The organism is Aeromonas sp. 62-46 (assembly GCF_001898585.1).
In the GTDB taxonomy this organism is placed as follows: domain Bacteria; phylum Pseudomonadota; class Gammaproteobacteria; order Enterobacterales; family Aeromonadaceae; genus Aeromonas; species Aeromonas caviae.
On record NZ_MKUI01000017.1, the window covers coordinates 103,729 to 127,972 of the forward strand.

23 protein-coding genes, 2 tRNA genes and 2 pseudogenes are annotated in these 24,244 nt (G+C 57.7%); 20 read left to right on the forward strand and 7 right to left on the reverse strand.

All coding sequences use genetic code 11. From position 1 onward, the window contains the following. Positions 1–29 precede the first annotated feature (29 nt). Entirely contained in the window at positions 30–506 is a 477-nt protein-coding gene (greA, locus tag BGO64_RS05805; RefSeq protein WP_010675378.1) for a transcription elongation factor GreA, read from the forward strand. A gap of 47 nt (positions 507–553) precedes the next feature. On the opposite strand, the gene BGO64_RS05810 is transcribed toward greA, so the two are convergent. Then, on the reverse strand, positions 554–1,147 hold the full coding sequence (locus tag BGO64_RS05810) for a PilZ domain-containing protein (RefSeq protein WP_286700322.1): 594 nt from the start codon (positions 1,145–1,147) through the stop codon (positions 554–556). A 105-nt stretch (positions 1,148–1,252) separates the two neighbouring features. Continuing rightward, on the reverse strand, positions 1,253–1,549 hold the full coding sequence (yhbY, locus tag BGO64_RS05815; RefSeq protein ID WP_010675376.1) for a ribosome assembly RNA-binding protein YhbY: 297 nt from the start codon (positions 1,547–1,549) through the stop codon (positions 1,253–1,255). Positions 1,550–1,646: 97 nt separating this feature from the next. Here yhbY and rlmE point away from each other — a divergent pair, with 97 nt between their 5' ends. From rlmE to BGO64_RS05895, 16 genes are all read left to right on the forward strand, one after another. Beyond that, entirely contained in the window at positions 1,647–2,276 is a 630-nt protein-coding gene (gene rlmE, locus BGO64_RS05820; protein ID WP_010675375.1) for a 23S rRNA (uridine(2552)-2'-O)-methyltransferase RlmE, read from the forward strand. 45 nt (positions 2,277–2,321) lie between these two features. Further along, a complete protein-coding gene (ftsH, locus tag BGO64_RS05825; protein ID WP_041212504.1) occupies positions 2,322–4,274 on the forward strand; it encodes an ATP-dependent zinc metalloprotease FtsH in 1,953 nt (650 codons plus the stop codon). 84 nt (positions 4,275–4,358) lie between these two features. Continuing rightward, positions 4,359–5,204 (forward strand): dihydropteroate synthase, encoded by an 846-nt coding sequence (gene folP / locus BGO64_RS05830; protein WP_029314768.1) that lies wholly within the window; start codon positions 4,359–4,361, stop codon positions 5,202–5,204. 18 nt (positions 5,205–5,222) lie between these two features. Beyond that, on the forward strand, positions 5,223–6,557 hold the full coding sequence (glmM, locus tag BGO64_RS05835; RefSeq protein ID WP_069652095.1) for a phosphoglucosamine mutase: 1,335 nt from the start codon (positions 5,223–5,225) through the stop codon (positions 6,555–6,557). 131 nt (positions 6,558–6,688) lie between these two features. Next, entirely contained in the window at positions 6,689–7,453 is a 765-nt protein-coding gene (gene tpiA, locus BGO64_RS05840) for a triose-phosphate isomerase (protein WP_286700323.1), read from the forward strand. Beyond that, positions 7,454–7,780 (forward strand): preprotein translocase subunit SecG, encoded by a 327-nt coding sequence (gene secG, locus BGO64_RS05845; RefSeq protein WP_010633113.1) that lies wholly within the window; start codon positions 7,454–7,456, stop codon positions 7,778–7,780. It abuts the gene before it with no gap. A 7-nt stretch (positions 7,781–7,787) separates the two neighbouring features. Next, a tRNA-Leu gene (locus BGO64_RS05850) sits at positions 7,788–7,872 on the forward strand. Positions 7,873–7,963: 91 nt separating this feature from the next. Continuing rightward, positions 7,964–8,040 (forward strand) — tRNA-Met (locus tag BGO64_RS05855). Positions 8,041–8,206: 166 nt separating this feature from the next. Continuing rightward, positions 8,207–8,665: a ribosome maturation factor RimP gene (gene rimP / locus BGO64_RS05860; RefSeq protein WP_010675370.1), complete on the forward strand. Its 459-nt coding sequence runs from the start codon at positions 8,207–8,209 to the stop codon at positions 8,663–8,665. A gap of 14 nt (positions 8,666–8,679) precedes the next feature. Further along, entirely contained in the window at positions 8,680–10,182 is a 1,503-nt protein-coding gene (gene nusA, locus BGO64_RS05865; protein WP_039040286.1) for a transcription termination factor NusA, read from the forward strand. A gap of 20 nt (positions 10,183–10,202) precedes the next feature. Then, complete coding sequence (gene infB / locus BGO64_RS05870; RefSeq protein ID WP_043153231.1) at positions 10,203–12,905, forward strand: translation initiation factor IF-2; 2,703 nt, start codon at positions 10,203–10,205, stop codon at positions 12,903–12,905. Positions 12,906–12,960: 55 nt separating this feature from the next. Then, positions 12,961–13,395 (forward strand): 30S ribosome-binding factor RbfA, encoded by a 435-nt coding sequence (gene rbfA, locus BGO64_RS05875; protein ID WP_010675366.1) that lies wholly within the window; start codon positions 12,961–12,963, stop codon positions 13,393–13,395. A 1-nt stretch (position 13,396) separates the two neighbouring features. Beyond that, the gene (truB, locus tag BGO64_RS05880) at positions 13,397–14,347 is read left to right on the forward strand and encodes a tRNA pseudouridine(55) synthase TruB (RefSeq protein WP_286700324.1); all 951 of its coding nucleotides are present in this window, start codon (positions 13,397–13,399) and stop codon (positions 14,345–14,347) included. A gap of 135 nt (positions 14,348–14,482) precedes the next feature. Continuing rightward, positions 14,483–14,752 (forward strand): 30S ribosomal protein S15, encoded by a 270-nt coding sequence (rpsO, locus tag BGO64_RS05885; RefSeq protein ID WP_010675364.1) that lies wholly within the window; start codon positions 14,483–14,485, stop codon positions 14,750–14,752. A gap of 180 nt (positions 14,753–14,932) precedes the next feature. Beyond that, positions 14,933–17,071 (forward strand): polyribonucleotide nucleotidyltransferase, encoded by a 2,139-nt coding sequence (gene pnp, locus BGO64_RS05890; protein WP_286700325.1) that lies wholly within the window; start codon positions 14,933–14,935, stop codon positions 17,069–17,071. Positions 17,072–17,213: 142 nt separating this feature from the next. Further along, positions 17,214–18,425 (forward strand): MDR family MFS transporter, encoded by a 1,212-nt coding sequence (locus BGO64_RS05895; protein ID WP_286700326.1) that lies wholly within the window; start codon positions 17,214–17,216, stop codon positions 18,423–18,425. 3 nt (positions 18,426–18,428) lie between these two features. Here BGO64_RS05895 and BGO64_RS05900 read toward each other — a convergent pair whose 3' ends face one another. Beyond that, positions 18,429–18,782: a DsrE/DsrF/TusD sulfur relay family protein gene (locus tag BGO64_RS05900; protein WP_010675361.1), complete on the reverse strand. Its 354-nt coding sequence runs from the start codon at positions 18,780–18,782 to the stop codon at positions 18,429–18,431. Positions 18,783–18,942: 160 nt separating this feature from the next. Between BGO64_RS05900 and BGO64_RS05905 the strand changes: the two genes are divergently transcribed. After that, a complete protein-coding gene (locus BGO64_RS05905; protein WP_286700327.1) occupies positions 18,943–19,335 on the forward strand; it encodes a DUF1090 domain-containing protein in 393 nt (130 codons plus the stop codon). Between the two features lie 192 nt (positions 19,336–19,527). Here BGO64_RS05905 and BGO64_RS20850 read toward each other — a convergent pair. The 3 genes and pseudogenes from BGO64_RS20850 to trhP form a co-directional block, all read right to left on the reverse strand. Next, positions 19,528–19,637: pseudogene (locus tag BGO64_RS20850) on the reverse strand (YfhL family 4Fe-4S dicluster ferredoxin); the annotation flags it as partial. Positions 19,638–19,767: 130 nt separating this feature from the next. Then, positions 19,768–20,016, reverse strand: coding sequence for a YfhL family 4Fe-4S dicluster ferredoxin (locus BGO64_RS05910; RefSeq protein WP_010675358.1), 249 nt, complete (start codon positions 20,014–20,016; stop codon positions 19,768–19,770). A 1-nt stretch (position 20,017) separates the two neighbouring features. Further along, positions 20,018–21,382 (reverse strand): prephenate-dependent tRNA uridine(34) hydroxylase TrhP, encoded by a 1,365-nt coding sequence (trhP, locus tag BGO64_RS05915; protein ID WP_010675357.1) that lies wholly within the window; start codon positions 21,380–21,382, stop codon positions 20,018–20,020. A gap of 608 nt (positions 21,383–21,990) precedes the next feature. Between trhP and BGO64_RS05920 the strand changes: the two are divergent. Continuing rightward, positions 21,991–22,224: pseudogene (locus BGO64_RS05920) on the forward strand (DUF4172 domain-containing protein); the annotation flags it as partial. Positions 22,225–22,290: 66 nt separating this feature from the next. Then, on the forward strand, positions 22,291–23,118 hold the full coding sequence (locus tag BGO64_RS05925) for a Fic family protein (RefSeq protein ID WP_224481307.1): 828 nt from the start codon (positions 22,291–22,293) through the stop codon (positions 23,116–23,118). Between the two features lie 397 nt (positions 23,119–23,515). Here BGO64_RS05925 and BGO64_RS05930 read toward each other — a convergent pair whose 3' ends face one another. Beyond that, complete coding sequence (locus BGO64_RS05930) at positions 23,516–23,926, reverse strand: H-NS family histone-like protein (protein ID WP_005303890.1); 411 nt, start codon at positions 23,924–23,926, stop codon at positions 23,516–23,518. Between the last annotated feature and the right edge of the window lie 318 nt (positions 23,927–24,244).

Here is a 24,244-nt window from a genome sequence, read left to right on the forward strand (position 1 = left end):
CTCTTTATAAAGCAACCCAGGTTTCGACTATGAATCATACTCCGATGACTGTTCGCGGCGCTGAAAAGCTGCGTCAAGAGCTCGATTATCTCAAGACCGAGCTGCGTCCCCAGATTATCGAAGCGATTGCTGATGCCCGTGAACATGGCGATCTGAAAGAAAATGCCGAATACCATGCCGCCCGCGAGCAGCAGGGTTTCTGTGAAGGCCGCATTCAGGAAATCGAAGGCAAGCTCTCCAATGCCCAGATTATCGATGTCACCAAGATTGCCAACAATGGCCGCGTCATCTTCGGCGCAACCGTGACCCTGCTCAAAAGTGAAACGGAAGAGGAAGTGGTCTACCGCATCGTGGGAGACGACGAGGCGGACATCAAGCAGAACATGATCTCCGTGAACTCCCCCATTGCCCGCGCCCTGATCGGCAAGGAAGTGGATGACGTTGCCATCGTTAAGACGCCGGGTGGCGATGTGGAGTACGAGATCCTGGAAGTTGCCTATCTCTGATTGAACGTCGGGGAAAGAGACAGGGGAGCCGGGCTCCCCTGTTGTCTTTAGTCACCCTGATAGGCCTGGACGAAGGCGTCCTGGTGGCGCTGGAAGAGCCAGTCCCGCAATTGTTCCTGATCCTCCTTGCCCAGTCGGAACTGGACGGCCCAGTCATGGTGATGTTGATTGGCATCCACGTGCCTGATGAGGGTGCCGGTCATGGCCAGGGGAGGGAGATCCTCGATGCGAAGGTATCCGCCAAGTGGATCTCCCTTGGCAGAGGAGTCCGGCAAGCCGGCCACGATAAGACCGCCAAGGGAGAGGCTGTATACCTCGTACTCCGTGTCTTCGGTGCAGAGCACGGCCTTTTCGTCTAGTCGCCAGGCGCGCAGATGGGGCGAACCCAGCTCGGTAATGGTCGGCGCGGCGATGCGCAGCTCGGTGTGGCCCTCCTCTGCCTGGGTGCAGTGGAGCGGGAAACGCAATTGGTAGCCGGCGATGCGGGCTTCGAGTGTCAGAGGCTTGGCTCGCTGCAACAGGCTTTGGAGAGGAAGGGGCAGGGTGCCGCGCAGGTATTGGCTGGTGGCAATGTCTTCATCGTTTCCCAGGTCCCGCGGCATGGCCAGTTCTTCATCGGTGAGGAGCTGATGCTTGTCCATAGTGGGTGTCCACGGCTATTCATCGCAGGTTAAGGGCCTGACCACTATTTTGGCAAGCGACTTGGGAAGAAGGGAAATGAAGGAAAGAGCGAATGCTCTTTCCTGTTACTTGCGCGGCAACTGGATCTTGGGCTCTTTGGCCTGACGGTAGATGGTCAGTACATGGCCCATGCTCTGTACCTTGATGGCGCCGGTCTCGCGAACGATGGCATCCATCACCAGCTGTTTCATCTCACGATCTTCAGACGCAACCTTAACCTTGATCAGCTCGTGGTGGTTCAGGGCCAGATCGATCTCGGCCAGCACCCCTTCGGTCAGACCGTGTTGTCCCAGCAGGACGACCGGCTTCAGACTGTGGGCCAGGCCCTTGAGATACTGTTTCTGTTTATTGTTGAGAATCATGGCAATTTCTTCATAAGTCAGGGTTGAAAGGGGCGTATTCTACCCCCACTTAGCCCTTAATACTAATAACCCTTGTGGTTTTTTAAAGTCGACAATCATGACCCAGAAAAAACGTTCCCCCAGTTCAACCCGCTGGTTAAAAGAACATTTCGACGACCAATACGTCAAGAAAGCCCAGAAGTTGGGACTGCGCTCTCGCGCCGTTTTCAAGATCGATGAGATCCAGGGCAAAGACCGGCTGCTCAAGCCGGGGATGACGGTAGTGGACCTGGGGGCTGCTCCCGGTGGCTGGTCCCAATTTGCCATCGACCAGGTCGGTGACAAGGGGCGCGTCATTGCGTGCGATATTTTGCCGATGGATTCCATTGCCGGTGTCGATTTCCTGCAAGGGGACTTTCGGGAGGAAACTGTACTCGGCGCCTTGCTGGAGCGAGTCGGCCCTGACAAGGTGGATGTCGTCATGTCGGACATGGCGCCCAACATGAGCGGTACCCAGCAGGTGGATCAAGCCCGTGCCATGTACCTGGTGGAACTGGCGCTGGACATGTGCAATCAGGTCCTGAGCAGTAATGGCAGTTTTGTAGTCAAGGTGTTCCAGGGGGAAGGGTTTGATGCCTATCTCAATGAAATACGTAGACTTTTCTCTGTCGTCAAGATTCGAAAACCAGACTCGTCCCGTGCTCGTTCACGAGAAGTCTACATTGTGGCTACCGGTTTTAAACTGTAGTACCCTAACCCTCATCGTTAACTGTCAGTCTGCGAGGTCATTGATTTGAGTGACATGGCGAAAAACCTAATCCTGTGGCTGGTCATCGCCGTCGTGCTGATGTCGGTGTTCAATAGCTTCAGCCCCAGCGATACCACCAGTCGCCAGCTGGACTATTCCAGCTTCGTGAAAGAAGTGACCCAGGAGCAGATCCGTGAAGTGCGGATGGATGGCAAGGTCATCAATGGCGTCAAGCGCACCGGTGAACGTTTCACCACCATCATTCCTGCGCCGGATCCCCAACTGCTCAACGACATGCTCAACCATAACGTCAAAGTGATGGGTGAGAAGCCGGAAGAACCATCTCTGATCACGTCCATCTTCATCTCCTGGTTCCCGATGCTGTTGCTGATCGGTGTCTGGGTCTTCTTCATGCGTCAGATGCAGGGCGGCGGCGGCAAGGGTGCCATGTCGTTCGGCAAGAGCAAGGCTCGCCTGATGAGCGAAGATCAGATCAAGACTACCTTCGCCGACGTAGCTGGTTGTGACGAGGCAAAGGAAGAGGTCAAGGAGCTGGTCGACTATCTGCGTGACCCGACCAAATTCCAGAAGCTGGGTGGCAAGATCCCGACCGGCGTCCTGTTGGTAGGTCCTCCCGGTACCGGTAAGACCCTGCTGGCCAAAGCCATTGCAGGCGAGGCCAAGGTGCCGTTCTTCACCATTTCAGGTTCGGACTTCGTGGAAATGTTCGTGGGTGTCGGTGCCTCCCGTGTGCGTGACATGTTCGAACAGGCCAAGAAATCCTCCCCCTGCATCATCTTCATTGATGAGATCGATGCGGTCGGTCGCCAGCGTGGCGCCGGTCTGGGTGGTGGTCACGACGAACGTGAGCAGACCCTGAACCAGATGCTGGTTGAAATGGATGGTTTTGAAGGCAATGAGGGCATCATCGTCATCGCCGCCACCAACCGTCCCGACGTACTGGATCCTGCGCTGCTGCGTCCAGGTCGTTTCGACCGCCAGGTCGTGGTCGGCTTGCCGGATGTTCGCGGTCGTGAGCAGATCCTGAAAGTGCACATGCGCAAGGTACCGCTGGCGGATGACGTCAATCCGGCGCTGATTGCCCGTGGTACCCCTGGTTTCTCCGGTGCCGATCTGGCCAACCTGGTGAACGAGGCTGCCCTCTTCTCTGCTCGCGAGAGCCGCCGAGTGGTCTCCATGCTGGAGTTCGAAAAGGCGAAGGACAAGATCATGATGGGGGCGGAACGTCGCTCCATGGTGATGAAAGAGTCCGAGAAGGAGATGACGGCCTATCACGAAGCGGGTCACGCCATCATTGGTCGCGTGGTGCCGGATCATGACCCTGTCTACAAGGTCTCCATCATTCCGCGCGGCCGTGCGCTGGGTGTGACCATGTACCTGCCGGAGCAGGACCGCTGGAGCCACTCCAAGCAGCATCTGGAGTCCATGATCTCCAGCCTGTATGGCGGTCGTCTGGCGGAAGAGTTGATCTACGGTGCCGAGAAGGTATCAACCGGTGCATCCAACGACATCGAACGTGCCACCGACATCGCTCGCAAGATGGTCACCCAGTGGGGCATGTCCGAGCGTCTCGGCCCCATGCTTTACGCAGAAGAGGACGGTGAAGTCTTCCTCGGCCGCAGCATGGCCAAGGCCAAGCACATGTCTGACGATACCGCCCGCATCATCGATGCAGAGGTCAAGCAGGTCATCGATCGCAACTACGATCGTGCCAAGCAGATCCTGCTGGACAACATGGATGTGCTGCACACCATGAAAGATGCATTGATGAAGTACGAGACCATCGATGCCAAGCAGATCGATGATCTGATGGCGCGTCGCGAGGTCCGTGCACCGAGCAACTGGCATGATGAGCACGGTGACACCCCGCAAGGTGGTGCCAGCGTGAACAACGGGCCGGAGGCCAAGGCGCCGGCTGAAGAGGGCAGTGCACCTCTGAGTGACATCGACAAGGCGAACGATGTCCCGGCCAAATAAGTTGCCATGATACAAACCCCGGGCTTGCCCGGGGTTTTTCTTTGCACGAAGAGTTTGCCGCTCTTGTTGGAGGTAGTTGAAGCAATGCAGTTAATCAGCAAGGGACGTCCCCTTTCTCTCGACCGTCCCCATGTCATGGGCATTCTCAATGTGACGCCGGACTCCTTTTCAGATGGTGGCCGCTTCAAGCAGATCGATCTGGCGTTGGGTCATGCCCGCGACATGGTGGCCGATGGGGCCACCCTTATCGATATAGGTGGCGAGTCGACCCGCCCGGGCGCCCCCGACGTGAGCGAGCAGGAGGAGCTGGACAGGGTCATCCCCGTGGTGGAGCGCATGGTCGCCGAGCTGGATGTGATGATCTCCCTCGATACCTCCAAGGCGATTGTCATGCGGGAGGGTTGTGCTGCAGGTGGTCACCTCATCAATGATGTCCGCGCCCTGCAAGAGCCGGGAGCGCTGGGCGCGGCGGCCGAGGCTGGCGTACCGGTATGCCTCATGCACATGCAGGGGCAGCCCCGTACCATGCAGGTGGAGCCGCACTATGACGATTTGCTGGGGGAGGTGAGAGCCTTCTTTGACGAGCGGATTGCCGCTTGTCTGGGGGCCGGTATCCCGCGTGAGCATCTGGTACTGGATCCAGGCTATGGCTTTGGCAAGACGCTGGCGCACAACTATCAGCTGCTGGCACAGCAGGCGTCACTGCTCGATTACCAACTTCCGCTCTTGGTGGGCATGTCACGAAAGTCTATGATAGGCAACCTGCTTGACCGCCCGGTAGCCGAGCGGTTGGCTGGTAGTCTGGCCTGTGCCCTGATCGGGTTGCAACATGGCGCCAGGATCATCCGGGTGCACGACGTGCGGGCCACCATGGATGTCTTGCGTACAGGCTGGATGACCATGACGGGACAAGATTTCATATCCAAATAGAAAAACGAGAAACAGACAATGACCAGAAAGTACTTCGGCACCGACGGCGTGCGCGGCAAGGTGGGTGAATACCCGATCACCCCGGATTTCGTCATGAAACTGGGCTGGGCCGCCGGCAAGGTGCTCTCCAAGAAAGGGACCAAGAAGGTGCTGATCGGCAAGGATACCCGTATCTCCGGTTATATGCTGGAGTCGGCACTGGAGGCGGGGCTCTCCGCCGCCGGTCTCAAAGCCATACTGATGGGACCCATGCCCACCCCGGCGGTTGCCTACCTGACTCGCACCTTCCGTGCCGAAGCCGGCATCGTCATCAGTGCATCCCACAACCCCTATTACGACAACGGCATCAAGTTCTTCTCCGCCGACGGCACCAAGCTGCCCGATGATGTCGAGCTGGCCATCGAAGCCGAGCTCGACAACGAACTCAAGTGCGTGGAGTCCGCGGAGCTTGGCAAGGCGCAGCGCATTGATGATGCGGCTGGTCGCTACATCGAATTCTGCAAGAGCACCTTCCCCTCCAATCTGAGCCTGGAAGGGCTGAAAATGGTGGTGGATTGCGGTCATGGTGCCACCTACCACATCGCCCCTTCCGTCTTCCGCGAGCTGGGTGCCGAAGTCATCGCCATCGGCTGCAGCCCGGATGGGCTCAACATCAATGACGGTGTCGGTTCCACCGCACCGGAGGCGCTGGCCGCCAAGGTCCAGGAATGCAAGGCAGATCTCGGCGTCGCCTTCGACGGTGACGGCGACCGTCTGGTGATGGTGGACAGCACTGGTTACATCATCGACGGGGATGAGATCCTCTACATCATCGCCCGGGATGCCCTGCGCCATGGCCGCCTCAAGGGCGGTGTGGTGGGCACCCTGATGGCCAACATGGGGCTGGAGCTGGCGCTTCAGACCCTGGGCATCCCCTTTGCCCGTGCCAAGGTGGGTGACCGCTACGTGCTTGAAATGATGAACGAGAAGGGCTGGCGCATCGGGGGCGAAAACTCCGGTCACATCATCTGCCTGGATCAGACCACCACGGGGGATGGTATCGTCGCCGCCCTGCAGGTGCTGACGGCCATGCGCAGTGCCGAGATGCCGCTGGCCAAATTGCGTTCGGGCATGAGCAAGTTCCCGCAAGTGCTGGTCAATGTGCGCTTCGCCGAAGGCAAGGATCCGCTGACCTCCGGTGCCGTTCAGCAGGAAGTGGCGGCAGTGGAGCAGGAACTGGCCGGCCGTGGCCGGGTGCTGCTGCGCAAATCTGGCACCGAGCCCCTGATCCGGGTCATGGTCGAAGGTGAACACGAACAGCAGGTGCGCGATATGGCAGAGCGCATCGCCAAACAGGTCGAATCGGCGTTTTAATGAACAGACAAGGCGGCTTTTTAGTCGCCTTGGTTGTATCTTGTTCAAACGATTCGAAAATTTGAAAATAGCACTTGTCAGCTGAGCATCCTCTGGATATTATCAGCCCCGCTTTCGCAAGGGAGTTGCCGATGGGACATCGCAAGCCGTTTGTAGCAGCCAACTGGAAGTTACACGGTAGTAGGTCGCAGTTAGAGCAGTTTACGAGTCAGTGCACAGAGTGCATTGATGAAGACGTAGATGTGGTCTTGTGTCCATCCCATGTGCATATCGGTTTCACGGCCGAACTGCTCGGTGAGCAGGGAAGAGTGAAACTGGGGGCTCAGAACGTGAGCCAGCACAGACAAGGCGCTTATACGGGTGAAATCTCGTGTGAGATGCTGGTCGAGGCAGGTTGCCGATATGTACTTGTTGGCCACTCCGAGCGCAGGCGTCTCTTTGGTGAGACCAGTTTTATCGTCGCAGAGAAGTTTGCGGCAGTCAGAGCAGCAGGTCTGATACCCATACTTTGTCTGGGTGAGTCAGGTGCGGCGAGGCAGGCAAGAAGAACCTTTGAGGTGATTGCCGAGGAACTGGACATCGTCATAGAGAAAAATGGCGCGATGGCTTTCGATAATGCTATCATCGCCTACGAGCCAATCTGGGCTGTAGGTACAGGTAAATGCGCCACACCCGAGCAGGCACAAGAGGTTCATTCCTTTATTCGCAGTCGCTTGGCGGAGGATACTCCGGTAATAGGTGAGAAAGTCAGAATCATCTATGGTGGGAGCGTGACACCGGCCAATGCACAAGATTTGTTTGCGCAGCCCGATATTGATGGCGGTCTGATAGGCAGGGCAAGTCTTGATGGCGAGGCGTTTTTAGGAATAGTTGAAGCGGCAAAGGGTGCAAGTTAAATGTACGAGATTCTTTTGGTCGTTTATCTGCTGGTATCGCTGGCTCTGATTGGTCTGGTGATGATTCAGCAAGGTAAAGGGGCTGATATGGGCGCCTCCTTCGGCGCAGGGGCATCGAATACAGTGTTCGGCTCCGGTGGTTCAGGAAGTTTCCTGACCCGCACAACAGCGATTTTGGCTACTCTGTTTTTCTTGATTAGTCTGGTTCTGGGTTCCATGTCCAGCAACAAGGTCAAACAGGGTAGTGAATGGGAAAATCTGCAACAGACTCAACAAGTTGAGCAGAGCAAAGCGCCAGTGAAGAAAGATACTGACGTTCCAGAGTAAGAGTTTTGCCGTGGTGGTGGAATTGGTAGACACGCTATCTTGAGGGGGTAGTGCTCTAGGGTGTGCGGGTTCGAGTCCCGCCCACGGCACCAATTAAGTAGTGAACCCGGGTAACCGGGATGTTATAGCCGCTGAGTCTTGTCTCGCGAGAGTGAAGTGGCTATAATCTCGCACGATTTCGGACGCGGGGTGGAGCAGCATGGTAGCTCGTCGGGCTCATAACCCGAAGGTCGTCGGTTCAAATCCGGCCCCCGCAACCAAATTTCACGCATTTCCTACGCTCAGGAAGGCGGTCGCTGCGAGGCGACAATCAGGGTAAAGCGCCAAGCCCCGATTTGACATCGGGGCTTTTTGTTATGTGCAATTTACTCTGAATCTATTTCTATCTGGGCTATATGCCCTTTTTTCGTTTTTCGGAGGGTGACTTTGGCTACGTTGGAACAACGTTTGACCGATCTGCTCGAGGCTCCGGTCGTTGCCTTGGGTTTTGAACTGTGGGGTATCGAGTTTATCCGTGCGGGTAAGCACTCGACCTTGCGCGTTTTCATCGACTCGGAGCAAGGCGTGACGGTGGAAGACTGTGCCGAGGTGAGCCGCCAGGTCGGCGCCATCATGGATGTCGAAGATCCCATCACCGAGGAGTACTACCTTGAGGTGTCTTCCCCGGGTCTGGATCGTCCACTGTTCAAGGTCGCCCAGTTCGAAAAATACGTTGGCCAGGAGGCGGCGGTAACGCTTCGGATGGCAACAAACAACCGCCGCAAGTTCAAAGGCGTAATCAAAGCCGTGCAGGGGGACATGATCACTCTGACGGTAGATGGTAAGGACGAGGTGTTGGCTTTCACCAATATCCAAAAAGCGAACATAGTGCCGAACTTTGGTTAACGAGGCTATCGGATATGAATAAAGAGATTTTGCTGGTCGTTGACGCTGTGTCCAACGAGAAGGCTGTCCCCCGCGAGAAGATTTTCCAGGCTCTGGAGACTGCGCTGGCGACTGCGACCAAGAAAAAATACGAAGGCGAGATTGAAGTGCGTGTCGAGATCGATCGCAAGACCGGTGACTATGACACCTATCGCCGTTGGGTAGTGGTGGCCGATCAGGCTTCCATGGAGAACCCGTACGGGGAAATCACTCTCGAAGCCGCTCAGATCGAGCAGCCGGATATCCAGATCGGCGACTATGTGGAAGACCAGATTGACTCTGTGACTTTCGACCGTATCACCACCCAGACCGCCAAGCAGGTCATCGTGCAGAAAGTGCGCGAGGCCGAGCGTTCCCAAGTCGTTGACCAGTTCAAGGACAAGGAAGGCACCATCATCAGCGGCGTGGTCAAGAAGAGCAACCGCGACAACGTGATCCTGGATCTGGGCAGCAATGCCGAAGCCGTGATCTTCCGTGACGACATGCTGCCCCGTGAGACCTTCCGTCCCGGCGACCGTATCCGTGGCCTGCTCTACGCCGTGCGTCCGGAAGCCCGTGGTTCCCAGCTGTTCGTCAGCCGCTCCAGCCCGGACTTCCTGAAAGAGCTGTTCCGCATCGAAGTGCCGGAAATCGGCGAAGAGATGATCGAAATCATGGGCGCCGCCCGTGATCCGGGTTCCCGCGCCAAGATCGCGGTCAAGACCAACGATCGTCGTATCGACCCGATCGGTGCCTGTATCGGCATGCGTGGTGCCCGCGTTCAGGCCGTCTCCGCCGAGCTGAGCGGTGAGCGTGCCGACATCGTGCTGTACGATGACAACCCGGCCCAATACGTGATCAACGCCATGGCGCCAGCCGATGTGGCCTCCATCATCGTCGATGAAGACAACCACACCATGGACATCGCCGTGGAAGCCGCCAACCTGGCCCAGGCCATCGGCCGCAACGGTCAGAACGTGCGTCTGGCCTCCCAGTTGACCGGTTGGGAACTGAACGTGATGACCGTCGAGGACATGCGTGCCAAGCACCAGGCCGAGAACGACCGCATCCTGACGCTGTTCACCAGCACCCTCGATATCGACGACGATTTCGCCGGCCTGCTGATGGAAGAGGGCTTCTCCACCCTGGAAGAGATCGCCTTCGTCCCGGTCAACGAGCTGCTGGCCATCGACGGTCTGGATGAAGACATGGTCGAAGAGCTGCGCAAGCGTGCCAAGGATGCCCTGACCACCAAGGCCCTGGCCAAAGAAGAATCCTTTGAAGGCGTCGAGCCTTCCGAAGAACTGCTCAATCTCTCCGGCCTCGGCCGTGAAATGGCCTATGCCCTGGCCGCTCGCGGTGTCGGCACCCTGGAAGATTTGGCAGAGCAAGGTATCGATGACCTTGCCGACATCGAAGAGTTGACCGCCGAGAAGGCTGGTGAGCTCATTATGGCTGCTCGCAATATCTGTTGGTTCGGAGAAGAGCAGTCTGAATAAGGTCAAACGGAGGAAAATGAATGGCAGAAGTATCAGTTAAGCAACTTGCCACTGACATCGACACGCCGGTTGATCGTCTTCTCCAGCAGTTTGTCGATGCCGGCATCGTGAAGAGCAAGGCCGACGACATGGTCAGCGAGTCTGAGAAACAGACTCTACTGGCACATCTGAAGAAACAGCATGGAGGTGACGAGGTCACCGCACCTGCTCGCATGACCTTGCAGCGCAAGACCAAGAGCACTCTGAGTGTTCAGGGGACTGGTGGCAAGAACAAGGAAGTGCAGGTAGAAGTGCGCAAGTCTCGCACCTATGTAAGACGCTCGGCGCTGGAAGATGAACAGCGCCAGGCGGAAGCCGAGGAAACAGCGCGTTTGGAAGCAGAAGAAAAAGCTCGTCGCGAGGCCGAAGAGAAGGCCCGCCTCGACGCTGAAGAGAAGGCTCGCCGTGAGGCTGAGCAGGCTCGTCGTGAAGCTGAGGAAAAGGCGCGGATCGAGGCACAACAGAAGGCTCGACAGGCTCAACAGCCCGCCAAAGCAGCCGGTAGCACAGCTCAGCAAGAGGCAGAAAAGATGGCCAAGCGCGAAGCAGAAGAACTGAAGCGCCAACAGGAACAGACAGCTTTGCAAAAAGCTGAAGAACTCGCCGCGAAGAAAGCCGAAGAGGCTCGCATCATGGCGGAACAGAATGCGGCCCGCTGGGCTGAAGAAGAAGCGGCTCGCGCCAAAGAGAGCAGCGATTACCATCTGACCACCAACAAGCACGCGCAAGCGGCCGAAGATGAGTTGGATCGTAAGGAAGAGACCAGCCGTCGCACGGCTGCCGCTGCCAAGGCGCCGAAGAAAGTCGGCCGTCGCGAAGACGACCGCAATGACCGCAACTCCCGCGATCCCCGTGCCCGCAAAGGCAAGCGTGGCAAGATGGCCATGCCGAACGCCATGAAACACGGCTTCAACAAGCCGGCTGCAGTGGTCAACCGTGACGTCGTCATCGGCGAGACCATCACAGTGGCGGAGCTCGCCAACAAGATGGCCGTCAAGGGCGTTGAAGTCATCAAGGTGATGATGAAGATGGGTGCCATGGCCACCATCAACCAGGTGATCGACCAGGAGACCGCTCAGCTGGTCGCCGAGGAGATGGGTCACAAGGTGGTGCTGCGCCGTGAGAACGAGCTGGAAGAGGCGGTACTTAGCGATCGTGACGAGACCTCCGAAGCCAAGCCGCGTGCGCCGGTCGTGACCATCATGGGTCACGTCGATCACGGCAAGACTTCGCTCCTGGACTACATCCGTAAAGCCAAGGTCGCCGCGGGCGAAGCCGGTGGCATTACCCAGCACATCGGTGCGTACCACGTCCAGACCGACAGCGGGATGATCACCTTCCTGGATACCCCGGGTCACGCGGCGTTTACCTCCATGCGTGCTCGTGGTGCCAAGGCGACCGACATCGTTGTGCTGGTTGTTGCAGCTGACGACGGCGTGATGCCGCAAACCATCGAAGCTATCCAGCACGCCAAGGCGGCCGGTGTGCCGCTGGTTGTTGCGGTGAACAAGATCGACAAGCCGGAAGCGGATCCGGATCGCGTCAAGACCGAGCTGGCCCGTTACAACGTCATGTCCGAAGACTGGGGTGGCGATTGCCAGTTCGTGCACGTCTCCGCCAAGTCTGGCGAAGGCATCGACGACCTGCTGGAAGCCATCCTGATCCAGGCCGAAGTCCTGGAGCTGAAAGCCGTGGTTGACGGCATGGCCAACGGCGTCGTGATCGAATCCTTCCTGGATAAAGGTCGTGGTCCGGTTGCCACCGTGCTGGTACAGGAAGGTACTCTGCGTCAGGGCGACATCGTGCTGTGTGGTCTTGAGTACGGCCGGGTTCGCGCCATGCGTGACGAACTGGGTCGCGAGATCAAGGAAGCCGGTCCCTCTCTGCCAGTGGAAATCCTCGGCCTGTCCGGCGTTCCCTCTGCCGGTGACGAAGCCACGGTCGTGCGTGACGAGAAGAAAGCCCGTGAAGTGGCGCTCTACCGTCAGGGCAAGTTCCGCGAAGTCAAGCTGGCTCGCCAGCAGAAGGCCAAGCTTGAAAACATGTTTGCCAACATGACCGAGGGCGAAGTGTCCGAAGTGAACGTGGTGATCAAGGCCGATGTACAAGGCTCTGTGGAAGCGATCTGCGATGCGCTGGTCAAACTCTCCACCGACGAAGTGAAGGTGAAGATCGTGGGTTCCGGCGTAGGTGGCATCACCGAAACCGACGCGACCCTGGCCGCGGCTTCCAGCGCCATCCTGGTGGGCTTCAACGTCCGTGCCGACGCTTCTGCGCGCAAGGTCATCGAATCCGAGAGCCTGGATCTGCGTTACTACTCCGTCATCTATGACCTGATCGACGAAGTGAAGCAGGCCATGAGCGGCAAGCTGGCTCCTGAGTATCGTCAGGAGATCATCGGTCTGGCTGAAGTGCGTAGCGTCTTCAAGTCGCCGAAGTTCGGCGCCGTTGCCGGCTGTATGGTTACCGAAGGTGTGGTCAAGCGTTCCAACCGCATTCGCGTTCTGCGTGACAACGTGGTTATCTATGAAGGCGAGCTGGAATCCCTGCGCCGCTTCAAGGATGACGTCAACGAAGTTCGCAACGGCTACGAGTGTGGTATCGCGGTCAAGAACTACAACGACGTGCGCGAAGGCGACCAGATCGAGGTGTACGAGACCGTTGAAATCCAACGGACTCTGTAAGCCGAGCGTTAGACAAAATAGGGGGCCGCGGCCCCCTTTTATCGCAGGATAGAATATGGCCAGAGAATTCAGCCGGACCCGTCGGGTCGGACAGCAGATCCAGCGTGAAATCGCGCTGATCCTGCAGCGCGAGGTGAAAGACCCGCGCATCGGCATGGTGACCGTCTCCGACGTGGAGGTCTCCAAGGACCTCAACTATGCCAAGGTTTATGTCACCTTCTTGCAACTGGAGAATGACGCCGAGCGCATCAAGGAAGGGCTCAAGGGCCTGACCGAGGCTGCCGGTTACATCCGCAGCCTGTTGGGCAGCGCCATGCGTCTGCGGGTGGTGCCCGAGCTGCGTTTCTACTACGACCAGACCCTGGTCGAGGGGATGCGCCTCTCCAACCTGGTGACCAACACTGTGCGTGAAGACAAGCGTCGCATGACTGAAGCCGGTCGTGACGAAGAGCAATCCGCACCGGATGACACGACTGAGGATAACGCCTGAGATGTCTCGTAGACGTCGTTTCAAAGGCCGTGACGTACACGGCATCCTGCTGCTGGACAAACCGACCGGCCTGACTTCCAACGATGTGTTGCAGAAGGTCAAGCGGATCTACAACGCCGCCAAGGCTGGCCATACCGGCGCCCTGGACCCCCTGGCCACCGGCATGTTGCCGATCTGCCTCGGGGAGGCCACCAAGTTCTCCCAGTATCTGCTGGAAGCGGACAAGCGCTATGAGGTGACCGCCAAGCTGGGCGAGCGCACTAATACCAGCGACTCCGACGGCGAGGTGGTTTCCACCCGCCCGGTGAGCGTGGCGGTGGGCACCCTGATCGAGGCGCTGGACCAGTTCCGCGGCCCCATCATGCAGGTGCCGTCCATGTACTCCGCCCTCAAGCACAACGGCCGCCCGCTCTACGAATATGCCCGTGAAGGGATCGAGATCGAGCGGGAAGCCCGTCCCATCACCATCTTCGAACTCAAGCTGCTCGGCTTCGAGGGGAACGAGGTGAAGCTGGAAGTGCATTGCAGCAAGGGTACCTATATCCGCTCCCTGGTGGACGATCTGGGGGAAGTGCTGGGCTGCGGCGCTCACGTCACCCAGCTGCGTCGCACCCAGGTGGCGAGCTACCCCTACGAGCGGATGCTGACCCTGGAGCAGCTCGAGTGTATCTTCGAGCAGGCCAAGGCCGAAAGCATTCCGCCACGGGAGCAGCTGGATCCCCTGTTGCTGCCGATGGACACCGCCGTGGCCTCTCTGCCCGAGGTGAACATGCTGGTCGCCGTGGCCGCCTATGTGAACCAGGGTCAGGCCGTGCAGGTGGCAGGTAGCCCCCAAAGCGGCCAGGTCCGCATGACGGTTGGCCCGGAGCGCGAATTTATCGGGGTTGGCGAGATCGATGACGAGGGGCGCGTGGCGCCCAAGCGTCTTGTTCGCTACCACGACGAGGAGTGATCCTCAGGCGGTATCGGTCTGTCACGCGTCTTTCCCGTTGCGAAAAGGGGCAGGGACGATTATGATACCGCCCTCATTTCACGGCTGAATTAGAGATTGGCTGTGAACCTTTAAACACTCTACTGGAGTAATACCATGTCTCTAAATGCTGAGATCAAAGCTCAAATCGTTGCCGACAACGCTCGTGGCGCCAACGACACCGGTTCCCCCGAAGTGCAAGTTGCCCTGCTGACTGCCCAGATCAACCATCTGCAAGGTCACTTCAAGGAGCACGCCAAGGATCACCACGGTCGTCGCGGTCTGCTGCGCATGGTTTCCCAGCGTCGTAAGCTGCTGGACTACCTGAAGCGTAAAGACGTTCAGCGTTACGCTGCTCTGATCGCCAAGCTGGGTCTGCGTCGTTAATCGACCATCAGATTTCGCAAAAAAGGGGAACCGCGAGGTTCCCCTTTTTTATTGCCCGTTTCAAACAGGATGCAGGCCGTTGCCTGCCTCACAGAATTGACGTCCGCGCTTACCTTTTGATGCGAATCAAGTATACTTGCACGCGAATTTAAAGCGCCAAATTGTTAAAAGGAAATTCACGTGAATCCTATTGTAAAGTCATTCCAGTACGGTCAACACACCGTCACACTGGAAACCGGTGTGATGGCCCGTCAAGCCACTGCGGCCGTCATGGTCAGCATGGACGATACCTGTGTCTTCGTGACTGTCGTTGGCAAGAAAGAGGCCGATCACGGCCGTGATTTCTTCCCGCTGACCGTCAACTATCAGGAGCGTACCTATGCTGCTGGTCGTATCCCGGGTGGTTTCTTCCGTCGTGAAGGCCGTCCGAGCGAGGGTGAGACCCTCATCTCCCGTCTGATCGACCGTCCCATCCGTCCGCTGTTCCCGGAAGGCTTCCTCAATGAGGTTCAGGTGGTTGCCACCGTCATGTCCGTGAACCCGGCCGTTTCTCCCGACATCGTTGCCATGATCGGTGCCTCCGCGGCCCTGGCCATCTCCGGCATCCCGTTCGGCGGCCCGATCGGTGCAGCCCGCGTGGGTTACATGAACGGCCAGTACGTGCTGAACCCGACCACCACCGAACTGCCCCAGAGCGATCTGGATCTGGTGGTTGCCGGTACTGCCAATGCGGTGCTGATGGTGGAATCCGAAGCGGCCATCCTCTCCGAAGAGGTGATGTTGGGCGCCGTGGTCTACGGTCACGAGCAGATGCAGACCGTGATCAACGCCATCAATGAATTCGCTGACGACGTCGGTACCAAGCCCTGGGACTGGACCCCGCCTGCCGTCAACGAAGCGCTGAAAGCCAAAGTTGCCGAACTGGCCACAGCTGAGCTGGGTGAAGCCTACCGCATCACCGAGAAGGCTGTTCGCTACGAAACCATCGCTGCCATCAAGGGCCGCGTGGTCGAGCAAGTCATCGCATCCGGCGTGGAAGAAGATGCCAAGAAGATCGGCGAAGAGTTCCACAGCCTGGAGAGCCGCATCGTCCGTGGTCGCGTCGTACGTGGTGAGCCGCGTATCGACGGTCGCGATCCGGAAATGATCCGCGCCCTCTCCGTCGGTACCGGCATCCTGCCCCGTGCCCACGGTTCTGCCCTGTTCACCCGTGGTGAAACCCAGGCCATCGTGGTGGCCACGCTGGGTACCGAGCGTGACGCCCAGAACATCGACGAGCTGACCGGCAACCGCGCCGATCGCTTCATGCTGCACTACAACTTCCCGCCCTACTGCGTCGGCGAGACCGGCATGATGGGCAGCCCGAAGCGTCGTGAGATCGGTCACGGCCGTCTGGCCAAGCGCGGCGTTGCTGCCGTGATGCCGAGCGCCGCCGAGTTCCCGTACGTGGTGCGCGTGGTCTCTGAAATCACCGAATCCAACGGCTCCTCCTCCATGGCGTCTGTCTGTGGTTCCTCCCTGGCGCTGATGGATGCCGGTGTGCCGATCAAGGCCTCCGTTGCCGGTATCGCCATGGGTCTGGTGAAGGAAGAAGAAGGTTTCGTCGTGCTGTCCGACATCCTGGGTGACGAAGATCACCTGGGCGACATGGACTTCAAGGTAGCCGGTACCAGCGAAGGTGTGACCGCGCTGCAGATGGACATCAAGATCGAAGGCATCACCAAAGAGATCATGGAGATAGCGCTGAAGCAAGCTCGTGGCGCTCGTCTGCACATCCTGAAAGTGATGGACGAAGCTATCCAGGCTCCCCGTGCCCAGATCTCCGATTTCGCACCGCGCATCCACACCATCAAGATCAATCCTGAGAAGATCAAGGATGTGATCGGCAAGGGTGGTTCCGTGATCCGTGCACTGACCGAAGAGACCGGCACCAACATCGAGCTGGATGATGACGGTACCGTTCGCATCTCCGCCGTGGCCAACGAAGCCGCCATGGAAGCGATCCGCCGCATCGAGGCCATCACCGCCGAGATCGAAGTGAACCGCATCTACGAAGGCAAGGTCGTGCGCCTGGCTGACTTCGGCGCCTTCGTCAACATCCTGCCGGGTAAAGACGGTCTGGTGCACATCTCCCAGATCACCGATGCCCGCGTACAGAACGTGGCCGACTTCCTGAAAATCGGTGACGTGGTGAAGGTGAAGGTACTGGAAGTGGACCGTCAGGGCCGTGTGCGTCTCTCCATCAAGGAAGCGAACGCACCGACCGAAGCGGCTGCTGCTCCTGCTGCCGTTGCCGTCGAAGAGCCGGCTGCCGAATAAGGCTGCCGTATGTGAAAGAGCCGACCCTTGGGTCGGCTTTTTTGTGCCTGTCGCCCGGCATGGCGCAGATTGTCTCCTTGTTCCTTTTGGCGCCCCTTGATATAAGGGACGACCCCGCTTCGTTGGCAAAAGGAATTGCAGCATGTCATGGGCCTACCTCAGGCAGTTTCCTTCCCTGGTCTGGATCGTCATCCTGGGCACTTTCATGGTGCGTACCACCTTCTTCATGGTCTGGCCCTTTCTCTCCATCCTGCTCTACCGTGACTACGGACTTTCGGCGACCCTGATAGGCCTGATCCTGGGGGCCACGGCGGCGCTTTCCACTCTCGTCAGCTTCTATGGCGGCTGGCTCTCGGACAAATGGGGGCGGCGCAACATCCTGCTGTTCGGCTGCCTGGTTTCCGCCGCCAGCGTGGCCCTGCTCGGCCTCTCCCACCAGGTGGGCTGGCTGGCACTCGGGGTGATCGGCAGCGGACTCTCCTACGGGCTCATCGACTCACCGGGCAAGGCACTGATGGCCGACAATCTGGCCGAGCCCAAAGCCCGTGAGCTGGCGCTGCACCTGCGTTATTTCCTGCTCAACCTGGGGGCGGCCATCGGTCCTCTGCTCGGCGTCACCTATGGCCTGAGCGCGCGTCAGGAGACCTTCCTGTTGCTCAGTGCCAGCTATCTGCTGCTTGGCATGGTCTTTGTCATCGGGTTCAGGCTGGCGGGTTGCCACACCAGCCAGGCGGCCGGGCCCGGCATGCGTGCCGTGCTGCGGGTGCTCTGGCAGGACAGGGGATTTCTGCTGCTGATCATGGCCAATCTGCTGCTGATGCTGGTCTACGCCCAGTTCGAGTCGCCCCTCATCCAGTTTCTGACCCGCGCGGGGACGCCGGAGGTGGAGCGGCTCATCGGCTGGCTGGTGACGACCAACGCGCTGACCATAGTGATGCTGCAGTTCCCCCTGCTGCACCTGACTGCCCGCTGGTCCACGCGGCGCAAGCTGCAACTCGGGGTGGCGCTCTTTCTCGGCGCCCAGTTGCAGTTTGCGCTGGGGGATACCGCCATCTGGTGGCACTGGATAGTGGCGGTGATCCTCCTGAGCGTCGGGGAGTGCATCCTCTTCCCCTTGCTCAATGTGCTGATCGATCAGATGGCGCCTGGTCATTTGAAGGGGAGCTATTTCGGGGCGGCCTCCATCTCCGGACTCGGGGTGGCCATGGGGGCCTTGCTGGGAGGCTGGGTGCTGGCCCACTGGGGCGGGAGCTGGCTTTACGCCCTGATGGCGCTGCTCTGCCTGGTGATCCTGATGCTCTATGGTCTGAGTACCCGGACCTCGCGCACTGCGCTGGTCCGGGCCGGGCCCTGACGGCTAGAAGGTCAGCACCTTGTCGGCGGCCAGAGTCCATTGAGCCAGCAAGGGGAGGGTGCCTATCTCTATGCCCTCGACAAGGGGCAGCGGGGTGATGCCGCGCGCATCGGTGCAGCTCTTGCAAAGCCGGATCCGGGTGCCCTGAGCCAGCAGTATCTCCAGCATCTGGCGCAGGTTGTAGCCCTCGGCCGGAGCCTGCCCGGCCAGAGCAGCAGTGACGGCATCCGACATCAGGAAGAGGTTGAGGTCTACCTTCCCCTCCTCTTTGAGGGCGATGCCGAGGCGCAGGGCATTGAACAGGGACTCGCTGCCATAGGGGGCGCCGTTGGCAATGATGAGAATGTGTTGGGTCATGTGGCTCTCCTGATTGAAAGGGCCATTGTAGCCTCGGCGAAAGCGGCCCGGCATGATGCAGAGCACACTCTGTCGTAGCCCGGCCCCGTGTGTCTTGACCTCACACAGGGAGTCAGGTCTCATGGACGGCCATCCAGTATGACAGAACAAAGAGGTTGTTATGTGGAAGAGCGCCGGAATAGGCTTATTGTTGTTGGCCGGACAAGCCTATGGTAGTGAAAACATCGGCTGCAAGGCCAGAGAGCAGGCCGTGACGGATCAGCTTGCGTTCGCCAGGGCGCACAACAACCAGGAGCAGGTAGCCGGCCTTGAGCGGGCACTGCGCAACCTGGAGGCCCATTGTACCTATGCCGGGCTCCTTGAGGAGCAGCAACGCAAGGTGGTCAAGCAGAGGGAAGAAGTGGAAGAGCGGCTAGCCGAGTTGCAGAGCGCACGGGTATCGGGCAAGCCGGACAAGATTGCGAAGAAGCAGTCCAAGCTGGAGGAGTCCCAGGCCGAGTTGCTGGAAGCCCAGCGCGAACTCGAGGCGCTGCAAAAACTGGTCAAACCCTGAGGGAAGGGCAGCGCAATAGAAAAAGCCGGGCATGCCCGGCTTTTTCTATTTTTGGATAATGCACTCCGCGCGTGTCAGACGCGGACTGCCTGTGCATCCGCACGAATTTCTCCATCAACTGATCTTCGGTTTCCACCCTATGGACGGGATCCCGGAGGATGCCGTCCATGGGGCGCAGACGCTGATACAGGCTTACTGCCTGTGCATCCGCACGAACTTCTCTATCAACTGATCTTCGGTTTCCACCCTATGGACGGGATCCCGGAGGATGCCGTCCATGGGGCGCAGACGCTGATGCAGGTGCTACAGCTACTGCCTGTGCATCCGCACGAACTTCTCCATCCGCTGATCTTCGGTTTCCAACCTATGGACGGGATCCCGGAGGATGCAGTCCCTGTAGAGCAGACGCTGATGCAAGTGTTACTGCTACTGCTACTGCCTGTGCATCCGCACGAACTTTTCCATCAGCTGATCTTCGGTTTCCACGTGGGCGGGATCCCAGATGATGCAATCGATAGGGCAGACGCTGATGCAGGTCGGCTTCTCATAGTGGCCGACGCATTCGGTGCAGCGATCCGGGTCTATCTCGTAGATCTTGCTCCCCAGGGTGATGGCCTGGTTCGGACACTCCGGATCGCACATGTCACAGTTGATGCACTTGTCGGTGATGAGCAGTGCCATCTCAGGCCGCCGAGTGAGGTTGACGGGTATCCTCGCGCTCGCCGAGGTTACGCAGCAGGATGCCGTAATTCACGTCGATCTCCTTGGGAACCGGCACGTAAACCACATGGCCGTTGCCCGGCGCGGTGTCGATGAGCTCGCCCTTGCGGTTTTGCATCTGCTCCAGGTTGAAGCTGAGGTTGCCCTGGGGGGTCATCAGCTCCAGGCTGTTGCCCAGCAGGAACTTGTTCTTCACCTCGACCTCGACCATGTCACCGTTGCGACCGGTGATCTCGCCGACGAACTGCTGGGTGTCGGAGACGGAGTAACCGTAGTCGTAGTTCTGGTATTCGCTGTGGTTGTGACGGCGCAGGAAGCCCTCGGTGTAGCCGCGGTGGGCCAGGTTCTCGAGGGTGCCCATCAGGGTCGGATCGAACGGACGGCCAGCCACCGCATCGTCGATGGCCTTGCGATAGACCTGGGCGGTACGGGCGCAATAGTAGAAGGACTTGGTACGGCCTTCGATTTTCAGGGAATGAACGCCCATTTTGGTCAGGCGCTCGACGTGCTCGACGGCGCGCAGATCCTTGGAGTTCATGATGTAGGTGCCGTGCTCGTCTTCAAACGCAGTCATGAACTCGCCCGGGCGGTTGGACTCCTCCAGCAGCACCAGGGCATCGGTTGGCTTGCCTGCGCCCAGGGTCGGATCCACCTTTTGCACGGCGATGGGCTCCTGGCGGTGGACGATCTGGCCCACGTCATCTTCCTTGCCCTCGTGCACCTTGTACTCCCAGCGGCAGGAGTTGGTGCAGGTGCCCTGATTGGGGTCACGCTTGTTGATGTAGCCGGAGAGCAGGCAGCGGCCGGAGTAGGCCATGCACAGCGCCCCGTGGACGAAGACTTCCAGTTCCATCTCCGGCACCTGCATGCGGATCTCCTCGATCTCGTCGAGAGACAGCTCGCGGGAGAGGATGGCACGGGTCAGGCCCATCTGATGCCAGAACTTCACCGTGGCCCAGTTGACCGCGTTGGCCTGTACCGAGAGGTGGATAGGCATGTCGGGGAAGGCTTCGCGCATCATCATGATGAGGCCGGGGTCTGACATGATGAGTGCATCTGGCTTCATGTCCACCACGGGGCGCATGTCGCGGATGAAGGTCTTGAGCTTGGAGTTGTGGGGCTGGATGTTGGCCACCACATAGAACTGCTTGCCGAGGGCATGGGCCTCGTTGATGCCGAGCTGCAGATTCTCGTGATCGAATTCGTTGTTGCGCACCCGCAGGCTGTAGCGCGGCTGGCCCGCATAGACGGCGTCTGCGCCATAGGCATAGGCGTAGCGCATGTTCTTGAGGGTCCCGGCAGGGGAGAGCAATTCTGGTCTGAACATGTTGGACTCTTTTATCTGATTGCAAATCAGGACGACTCTACCTAATAGAGTCTAATAAACAATAACTTAACGCACTTTTCTTTGCGTGTATAGTCGTGTGTAGTTGGGGGCTCCCAACACGTCAAGATTTTACCACCAAACCAAGCTGCCAGCCACGCACACCGCTTTGCTGAGTTGATTTAAGGTGCACAACCGCGAGCAGAGAGGAAGATCGCAAAACAATATGGGGACATATCAGCTGCTATCTATAGAGGGTCATCCTGATTCATCAGTTCATCGTGACTGACAGCGGATAAGCTATTTGGAAAGGGTTAACTCGTGGATTCGAAATCAATAGACGACACTATGGGCCCAATGCAGCACATGCTGCAAAATCACAAGATCCTTCCGAAAAGAAAATGAGCACCCGCTAGAGAGCCCATCTCGACGGATTACTGTAGAGCAATCCAGCAGCAATAAATCCGGCCTGAGGTTTTTCAGCCTGGAGCGGCACCTCATTACTAGCTCTGCTGTTCTGCTGCATGTGTTATATTCGGCTCAAACATTGAGCTGAATGATGGGCTGGGTCGGCTCATTATTGAGACCCTAGCACGTTGGATGAGGAAATAATGGAACCATTTTGGATTTGGCAACAAGCAGATTGGCCCCATTTTCGTTGGCGGGATAGCGAGATATTGCCCAGATTACGGCATGCTCAACGCAGGCTGGGAATGCTAATAGGTAGTCATTCCAGATTGGGGAACTCCGACCAAACGTTGGATACGTTACTGGCTAACATCATCTCCTCATCCGCTATCGAAGGCGAACGTCTCAATGCCCAATCCGTGCGATCTTCCCTGGCTAGGCGGTTAGGGAGCTCACAAACTCAGTCCTATCCAGTATCAGAGCGCTCAGAGGGGCTCGCGGCCATGATGCTGGATGCCATCGACAACCATGAACAACCACTGACAATTGAACGACTTTACCAATGGCATCGTTGGCTGTTCCCTGTCAACGAATGGTCGGTACAGCCAATGAACGTAGGGCAGTTGCGAGGAGATGAGCCGATGCTGGTTGTCTCTGGGCGTGTTGATCGCCCTACCGTGCATTTTGAGGCACCGCCCAGAGCAACTCTGGACGATCAACTGGCCGAGTTCATCCCCTGGTTTAACCAGACTCAGCATGACCCCACGATGGATCCACTGCTTCGTGCGGCGATCTGTCATTTCTGGTTCGTGACCCTGCATCCCGTTGATGATGGCAATGGGCGGCTCACGCGGGCATTGACCGATCTCGCGCTGTCACAGGCTGACAGCCACAGCATCCGTTTGTATGCCATGTCAGTTGCTATTCTAGAACGGCGGGCTGACTACTATTGGGCACTGGAGTCAACACAGAAGGGCACGCTGGATATTACCTCCTGGCTATGTTGGTTCCTCGACACACTGGATTACTCCATAGAGCTGGCATTACAGGTTATTGCTCGTTCTCTTGCCAAGGCTCATTTTTGGTTGCGGCACTGTCATGACAGTCTGAGTCCAGAGCAAACCAAAGTGCTGAATCGTTTACTGGATGGCGGCGAACAGGGTTTTGAAAATGGCATCAGTGCCAGTCAATATCAAAAAGTCGCCGGAGTCAGCAAGGCGACTGCCACACGCCATCTGGCTGAACTGGTGGAGAGGGGATGCATTGAGAAATTACCTGGTGGCGGACGCAATACACGCTATCAGATCTGCTTGCACACCGAGGGAGTTTGAAAAAGCATCGCCATGGGGCGTTAATTTCATCTGGTAGATGAGAGCTGCGATTGGTGTACAAATGACGCTATTTAGTTAAATGTTGACGCCATGATGTGTGCCGTCAGGCATATGAACGAATAGACTTAACCGACAGTCATGGCTCTCAACTAATCTGTTGAGTGATAACAAACTATCGAGAACATCGGGATCTATTGCAGGAACATCACCAGGCCCGAGATTTGAAAGCAGTTTGGTCACACTGAGACGTACCAGTTGCTCTTCGGCCAGCGCCTTGGCTCTCTGGACAACCTCGGGTGATTCGGATGAAATCATATCCTCCAATGTCCTCCCCATACGGTGCTCCTACTACAGATAGAATTAAAGGCCCACGCCGAGCAGGCATGGGCTCTCAGCATTAGATCAAGAAGTCATCCAGTGCTTTTCCAGCCGCAACAGCGTCTGCAATGGCCTTGGGCATGCGCCCCTGGCCAGTCCATGTCTTCTCCTGACCGCCTTCGGTGTACTTGTATTTTGCAGGACGGGGAGCGCGTTTGGCTTTGTTGGCTGAACCATCAGCTTTCGCTGGAGCCGCAGTGCCAACCAGCTCACTCGGATCTATGCCCGCTTGTTTCAGCAGCTCGGTAAACTCAGCCAGTTTTTGCAGGCGTTCAGCTGACTCTTCTCTCAATTTGCTCTCTTGCTGCTCACGTTCGGCATAGATTTCGTCAAATTTGTCTTTAGCCTCGACCAACTGCTCATAAGACAACTCACGCAGTACAGCTCGCAGACTACGAATATTCATCAGTGTTTTCAAAAAATCGTTCATTGATAGCCTCATGTATCACATTTTTATATCATGAAAATTATCTCTCAATCTCAGCATCAGCTCCACTGTTTTTTGCACCAAGATAGTTTGGAAATAGCATCATTCAAAAATCGTGAGCTAAATTGCGCTTGAATCTATTTAATAGCCTAGCTCCAATCTGCTATGAAACTATGTAGCCAAAAATTAAATCTAGGTGGTAGTGAGCGTTGAGACCATCTCACCAGATGAGCCGATGAAGGATCTTGTTCGGCTCACGAAATGAGCCGATTGAAAAGTATCATTGGCTCACGAAATGAGCCGATTGAAAAGTATCATTGG